This is a genomic window from Methylobacter svalbardensis (assembly GCF_037671525.1).
GTDB lineage: Bacteria > Pseudomonadota > Gammaproteobacteria > Methylococcales > Methylomonadaceae > Methylobacter_A > Methylobacter_A svalbardensis.
This window is the reverse complement of record NZ_JAWPOH010000188.1, coordinates 1-860: the sequence shown is the minus strand read 5'-3', so window position 1 is coordinate 860 and position 860 is coordinate 1. Positions and strand designations below refer to the sequence as shown.

Sequence of the window (860 nt, the reverse complement as noted above, 5' to 3'; positions counted from 1 at the left end):
GTGAAATCGGCGAGATACCGTGATCAACCAAATGCAATTGATAACGGCGCAAATCTTCGATGCTGGCGGTATCCGGCGAGCGTCCCAGAAATCCTGCGAAGCGCTTTACAACTCGAATATAACCGGCCTGGGTTTTGGGGGAAAGTTTACGCATCCGCATGTCGTCGATCATGCGTTGACGTAACGGGGTAATAGGCATCTCCTTACACACAAATACTAAGCCAGTCCATCTAGCTTGCGGGCTATCTGTATTCCATACACGCAGTCTTGTATTCTCTGGAACCCTTTCCATATGCTTTTAGCGCCAGGTTCTCCATCCGATTTCCTGCCTAAAAAACCACCTAACGTTGCTAGATTCCTCAGCACTTCATTAAGCGTAGGCGTTTGTTCTGGAATGTCCTTGTCGGCTAATACAAAAGAGGACTTCCATTCTAAAAGATCAAATATCAAGTCTGCTGACAAGTCCGGACAGACGCGTCCTAATCGCATTAAATACATCACTCGCCATGCAATAATCATGTACATGACTAAGGCTTTTTCAATACGTTCTTTCGTCGATAATTGCAGCTTTTCAACTTGGCAACCCACTTTCAAAATATCAAAAAACATCTCTATTTCCCATCTGCATCGGTACCAATCAATCAGTTCACAAGCCTGACCCTCATTTGTTACCTCTCGATTACTCAGTAACCGCCATGTGATAGGCGCTTTACCTTTAGGAGGGTTGATTTCCTTGGCTTGAACTAAGGTAACAGGAACCGATCTTTTTCCTTTTACGGGTAAGCTATAGCGCAACACTTTCACTTCCTGTTGAACCTTTCGTGATTTCTCACCTTTTTTTCGTGGCTTAATAAAAGTAA

The 860-nt window shown here is 44.1% G+C and carries 2 protein-coding genes; both read right to left on the bottom strand.

Annotated features, from left to right (window positions below):
- Nucleotides 1–199 (bottom strand): phage integrase N-terminal SAM-like domain-containing protein (locus tag RW114_RS20775; protein ID WP_340124628.1); only part of this gene is annotated, 199 nt, incomplete at its 3' end.
- Nucleotides 200–216: 17 nt separating this feature from the next.
- Nucleotides 217–860 (bottom strand): IS4 family transposase (locus RW114_RS20770; protein WP_340124627.1); only part of this gene is annotated, 644 nt, incomplete at its 5' end.